The organism is Microcoleus sp. Pol12B4 (assembly GCF_036701385.1).
Lineage (GTDB): Bacteria > Cyanobacteriota > Cyanobacteriia > Cyanobacteriales > Microcoleaceae > Microcoleus.
Genome location: NZ_JAUBQR010000311.1, coordinates 1 through 5,925 on the forward strand (window position 1 = coordinate 1; position 5,925 = coordinate 5,925).

The following is a 5,925-nucleotide window of genomic DNA, read 5'->3' on the forward strand; positions in this document are numbered from 1 at the left end:
GATTGATAGAATAATAGCAGTTGCCCTCAATTTAATAAATCCTCAGCATTTAAGAAATTGGTTTGCTAACTGTTGCTGTTGTACCTCATAACAGCGGAAAACGCTGTAAGATGGAGAAGGAGTAATAGCTTTAAGATTAGTGCGCTCAGTTACTAAAGAAATGTTGTTAATGGGGGACGCGTGGCTTGCATTCATACGCGATGGTTTTAGCCACGCTCAGTAGCGGTTGTGACTATTGAGGCAGAATTCCGTCGAATGTTAAATTACTCAACGAAACACAACTAGAAGATGGTTCTTACTTAAGTTTTATTAATCCTCCAGCCCAATTCAGAAAAAAGGATTTGAGTCCAGACCAATCCGAGTAATCGAGTACACAATTAAAAACTTAAACGACCGAACAGCAGAAATTAGATATCGTTTGATTACAAGTTTATTGGATAGTCAAAAATATCGGGTAAACTTACTAGATGCCGACTATCATCAAGGGTGGGAAGTCGAAAATACAATTGATTAACTCAAGGTACATCTTTTAGGTCAAACTCATATTCGTTCTCAAAGACCAAGAGAAGTAGTGCAAGAAATTTATGGCCTATTATTAGGACACTGGGCAGTAGCGTATACAGTGTCTACAGATTTGTCCACACGAAACAATAACAGCGTCGTGTCTACAACCCCGTGATGGAGCGGATAGCCACCATTGAGGAACGGCTGGGAAAATTGAGTACCTGAGTGACGGCAACGATGAATCGCTCAGGCAGGAATTGAAAGCGGCTAACAAGCAACTTACAGAATGGGATGCAGAACTGAATCAGTTACACGAGCGCAACGGCGACTTAGGACTAAAGGTGCAGATGTTGGAGCAAGAACTCAAGGAAGCACGGCGCTGACGGGAACAAAATAAAAACTCAGCTCCGACCGTTGCAGAATCTGCAGAGCCGACCGATATGCTCAATCAGTTAAAAGCGCGGCGCAAAAAGTTAAGGGCAGACTTGGCTGACATGGAAGCAGTTTTGGGGCTACTCAGCAACTTAGAATAGTAGGACTGAGCGAAAGATGAGCGGAAAGTGAAATATCCTAAAGGGTAATAAATCTGGAACCCGTTACCCGTGAAGAGTTAAAAGCAATCGGGATGACAGGATTTGAACCTGCGACCCCCTCGTCCCGAACGAGGTGCGCTACCAAGCTGCGCTACATCCCGAAATTAGTCACTATATTTTTACCCTATCACACTCAAGTCAAAATTGAGCAAGCTCCTATATAATGATTTGTAAAATACTAATCAGGCGGAGACAGACGTGACAGTTAAGCCCCAGTGGTTGCGAGTAAAAGCCCCCCAGTGGGAGCGCGTCGGCAACGTCAAAGAAATTTTGCGGGATTTAGCCCTGAATACGGTTTGCGAGGAGGCGTCCTGTCCGAACATCGGCGAATGCTTCAACGCAGGTACTGCGACATTTTTGATTATGGGCCCGGCTTGTACCCGCGCCTGTCCTTACTGCGACATCGATTTTGAGAAAAAGCCCCAACCTTTAGCTCCCACAGAACCCGAAAGATTGGCGCAAGCGGTGCAGCGGCTCAAACTCAACCACGTAGTGATTACCTCTGTCAACCGGGACGATTTGCCGGATGGGGGGGCGTCTCAGTTTGTCAAGTGCATTCAAGCGGTGCGATCGGCGATGCCCGATACAACTATAGAAGTTTTGATTCCCGACTTGTGCGGCAATTGGCAGGCTTTAGAAATCATTCTCGCAGCCCGGCCAGAGGTACTCAACCACAATACCGAAACCGTCAAGCGACTTTACCGCAAGGTGCGGCCGCAAGGAAAGTACGATCGCACCTTGGAACTATTGCAGCGAAGCCGCGAACTCGCACCTGGGGTTTACACCAAATCCGGCATCATGGTGGGACTGGGAGAAACAGACGCCGAAATTCGGGAGGCGATGCAGGAGTTACGGGCTGTCGGCTGCGATATTTTAACAGTTGGACAGTACCTGCAACCGACTCAAAAGCACTTAAACGTAGAAAACTTTGTGCCTCCAGAACAGTTTGATGCTTGGAGAAAGTTTGGCGAATCTTTGGGATTCTTGCAAGTTGTCGCTTCTCCCTTAACTCGCAGTTCCTATCACGCCGAACAGGTGAGGGAACTCATGAAACTTTACCCACGCTAGCAATTTTAATTTGAGTTGACTCGCGCCCGATCGCACCATTCTCACTAAAACCCTATCAACCGGGTAACAGCGAGGAAAAAGTTGCGCTTGATATGCAGGCCCTGGGCAAAAAACCCGGTTTCAGATGCTGGTGTTCGGGGCGTGATTTTAAGCGGGAAGCAGCAGCCAACAGCAAAACAATTATCGGTCGATCGTCGCCTCAAAGTCGCGACTTACGCAAAAGAGATCCAGAAACGGGGTTTCTTCCTCAAACTTCTAGGTTTTAATCAAGAAATTTGAGAAATAAACCCCGTTTGTGCGTCAGCCAATAACTCGGTACTGCGGACTCTAGCAACTCTGAAACCCATATTCTATAATGGATTAAACTTCTGCGCTCACAGCAGCGTATTTAATCAACAGCGCCGAGTTATATAAAGTTTTATTAAAAAAATGGCTAATTTTCCGAAGTGATCGGGAACCAGGTTATTGGTGATGAAGATTAACTTAACTTCTGACTAACGTCACTTGTTTCTAGCCAGTCACTATCTATACTAGCTACATAAACAAAGAAGTACAACATACTTTTCGGGCCTTCAACCTGTTACATCAGAAAGTTCTTAGCGTTTTCCAGAATCTTGGTAAAACAAGTGGGGCAGCAAAAGTTCGATCGAACAACAGCAGAAAAGTCAGGAAAGTTAGTAAAGAAACACAAAGCGGTGATGCTTCGTCTTAACCAAATGGGCATCTTAATTATAAATAACCGCTAAGCGTAGCATCTTTTCACCCGGAGCAACTGAGAAAATCACTATGCCAGCCACCTCTTTTTACGCTGAAGCTGAATTCGACGAACAACTGCAAGTCAATCCCTTGCAAGGTGATGTGTTGGATGAAGATGCTGAAGAAGCTGGAGACGAACTGCTCGACCAAGACCCAGCAGAGACAGAAGATGCAGACCCAGCAGCCAAATTGCAAAAAAATGCCAGCCGTCGCACTACAGATTTAGTGCGCCTGTACCTCCAAGAAATAGGTCGGGTTCGTCTCTTGGGTAGAGACGAAGAAGTGTCGGAAGCTCAAAAAGTTCAGCGCTATATCAAATTGCTGGAATTACGCAACACCGTCGCATCCCAGGAAGAAGGGCTAATTGCGCGCTTCGTGCATTTAATTGAGGTGCGCGATCGGTTATCGGCACAGTTGGGACATAAACCTTCCCTGGAACGCTGGGCCTTAACCGCCGGTGTCGTTGACGTGCCAGAACTCAAGCGAATTATGTCCGAAGGCAAGCGCCAGTGGGCCGAGTTAGCCGAGATGACGGTCGAGACGATCGAAAGAATTCAAGCTGAAGGCGTCGAAGCTAAAGACCACATGATTAAGGCGAACCTGCGCCTCGTGGTTTCGGTGGCGAAAAAATATCAAAATCGCGGTTTAGAATTGCTCGACTTAATACAAGAAGGTACTCTGGGACTGGAGCGAGCTGTAGAAAAGTTTGACCCGACGCGGGGCTATCGGTTTAGCACCTATGCCTACTGGTGGATTCGGCAGGGAATTACGCGGGCTATCGCCACTCAAAGCCGCACGATCCGCCTCCCCGTCCACATCACCGAAAAACTTAACAAAATCAAAAAAGCCCAGCGCAAAATTTCTCAAGAAAAAGGTCGGACAGCTACGATCGAAGATATCGCTGTAGAGTTGGACATGACGGCCTCTCAAGTCCGAGAAGTTTTGCTGCGAGTCCCCCGTTCTGTTTCTTTGGAAACTAAAGTGGGCAACGAAAAAGATACAGAGTTGGGCGACTTGCTCGAAACCGACAGCATCTCCCCAGAAGAAATGCTGATGCGAGAAGCTTTGCACCGCGACTTGCAGCAACTGCTGGCAGATTTGACCAGCCGCGAGCGAGATGTAATTCTGATGCGCTTTGGTTTGGGCGACGGACACCCCTATTCGCTGGCAGAAATCGGTCGCGCCCTCGACTTGTCCCGCGAGCGGGTCCGCCAAATTGAAGCTAAAGCTTTGCAAAAACTCCGCCAACCTAAGCGTCGCAACCGCGTCCGCGACTATCTGGAGTCTCTGACTTAAATTTGGCCGGTCAGTCAGCGCGATTAATCAGGGAGCAAGGCATTGGGCACTTGTGCAGAAGGCATGAGGCATTCGGCAGAAGTAACAATATTTACTTCTAAACAACTTCTCTGTCCTCTGCAGCAAGTCAATCGATTTTAGATTTTAGATTTTAGATTTTAGATTAAAGAATTGAAGCATTGATCCCACGCATAAATTCGGGGGGCAAGTTTCCTCGGATACAGGTTTTTTATTTCTGGACGGATGAATCCGGGGGCTTGTATCCTGGATGCTTTCAGTCATAAAGCTTGTTGAAAGTCAAAAAATATCAAAAACCAAATTTTTTCCTCAATCTTTTTTCAATAAGCTGCGATATTTGCAAAATATCTCGATCGTTGTGTATTATTGTCAATAGGCAGACTTTCTTGAGAGGGTCACTATGGCACTTTATACCGCGTCCTCATTCAAATCCGAACTCAATGACAAAGGCTGGCGGATGACTCCCCAACGGGAAACCATCTTGCACGTGTTTCAAAACCTCCCCAAAGGCAATCACCTGAGTGCGGAGGATTTGTACACTTTGTTAAAAAATCGCGGAGAAAACATTAGCTTGTCCACCATTTACCGAACTTTAAAGTTAATGGCAAGGATGAGCCTCCTCCGCGAACTCGAACTAGCAGAAGGTCACAAACACTATGAAATAAACCAGCCTTACCCGCATCACCACCACCACCTAGTCTGCGTTCAGTGCAACAGAACGATCGAATTTAACAACGACTCGATTCTGAAAATTGGTATGAAGCAAGCTGAAAAGTCTGGGTTGCACCTGCTAGACTGCCAGCTAACCATTCATACGGTGTGCCACGAAGCTTTGCGGATGGGATGGCCGTCTTTGGTTTCCAGCAATTGGTCTTGTCCGAGGTCGATCGCCCACAACGGCAGCAGCGCCCCGGATTCAATCGAGTGACAGTACACTATTTTCGCATTTTTAAGTACGGCTTGTTACAATTTTTAACAAAAATTGGTAGCCCAAGTGCGATTGCAGTTACGCAGAAACCCGGTTTCTTAAGAAAAATACATCATTTCAGGAATGAGTCGGAAACGAGAAACCCGATTTCTTTAGTGTAGCGTCCGCAAGCCTGGGGCTAAAAAGTTTGGCTCAACAAATCGTCGCTGCTGACCCCGTAGCTGCGCTGAGCTCGATCGAGGGTCTCTCTCGTCGAACCATCGAAAACTCCGCTGATCGAGCCTGTGTAAAAGCCGAGGTCTTGCAGCCGCCTTTGTAATTGCTGAATGCTCGATCGAGAGTTGAAACTGCTGCTAATTGGAACAGCTACCCGCCCAGCTAATCCGTTTTGGAGCGCAGCCAAAGTCGCCGGAGTGGCAATACCCCTCGCCGGTGACAAATTGCGTTCCTGCTGAAACGACAGCACCGCAAACTCGGTCTCGGCTCCAAATACTCCGTTCACCGAGCCGGGGTTTTTGCCCAGACTTCTGAGCGAATACTGAAGTTGTCGGACAGCAGGCCATCGCCCCGTCGCAGACCAGTGGCGATTTGCGGCACAGGCGCTGCTGCCTGCCTGTTGCCTTGCCGCAAAGCCGATCGAGTGCTGCGATCGACCCTTCCAGTCCCGAACAGCCCGCTATCTTTTTGAAAGCGGATCAAAGCTGCCTGAGTTGGTCGATCGAACCAACCGTGAATCTGGCTCCTGTAATAACCCAATTCTTG

Annotated in this window: 5 protein-coding genes, 1 tRNA gene and 2 pseudogenes; 5 read left to right on the top strand and 3 right to left on the bottom strand. The window is 47.6% G+C overall.

Translation table 11 applies throughout. The annotated features are described in order from the left end of the window. Positions 1-112: 112 nt before the first annotated feature. A pseudogene (locus QUA38_RS26970) lies at positions 113-613 on the top strand (transposase); the annotation flags it as partial. Positions 614-761: 148 nt separating this feature from the next. Then, on the top strand, positions 762-887 hold the full coding sequence (locus QUA38_RS26975; protein WP_333167322.1) for a hypothetical protein: 126 nt from the start codon (positions 762-764) through the stop codon (positions 885-887). A 237-nt stretch (positions 888-1,124) separates the two neighbouring features. Here QUA38_RS26975 and QUA38_RS26980 read toward each other — a convergent pair. Then, positions 1,125-1,198 (bottom strand) — tRNA-Pro (locus tag QUA38_RS26980). Positions 1,199-1,289: 91 nt separating this feature from the next. Here QUA38_RS26980 and lipA point away from each other — a divergent pair. The 3 genes and pseudogenes from lipA to QUA38_RS26995 all read left to right on the top strand — a co-directional run. Further along, positions 1,290-2,165, top strand: a pseudogene (gene lipA, locus QUA38_RS26985) (lipoyl synthase); the annotation flags it as partial. A 786-nt stretch (positions 2,166-2,951) separates the two neighbouring features. Beyond that, entirely contained in the window at positions 2,952-4,217 is a 1,266-nt protein-coding gene (gene sigC, locus QUA38_RS26990; RefSeq protein WP_333167324.1) for an RNA polymerase sigma factor SigC, read from the top strand. Between the two features lie 418 nt (positions 4,218-4,635). Continuing rightward, the gene (locus tag QUA38_RS26995; RefSeq protein WP_190742311.1) at positions 4,636-5,163 is read left to right on the top strand and encodes a transcriptional repressor; all 528 of its coding nucleotides are present in this window, start codon (positions 4,636-4,638) and stop codon (positions 5,161-5,163) included. 178 nt (positions 5,164-5,341) lie between these two features. On the opposite strand, the gene QUA38_RS27000 is transcribed toward QUA38_RS26995, so the two are convergent. Both QUA38_RS27000 and QUA38_RS27005 read right to left on the bottom strand, forming a co-directional pair. After that, positions 5,342-5,665, bottom strand: a complete 324-nt coding sequence (locus tag QUA38_RS27000) for a peptidoglycan-binding protein (protein ID WP_333167326.1) — start codon at positions 5,663-5,665, stop codon at positions 5,342-5,344. Continuing rightward, positions 5,662-5,925, bottom strand: a 264-nt coding sequence (locus QUA38_RS27005) for a peptidoglycan-binding domain-containing protein (protein ID WP_333167328.1), incomplete at its 5' end; no start/stop codon positions are given. The genes QUA38_RS27000 and QUA38_RS27005, both read right to left, overlap by 4 nt.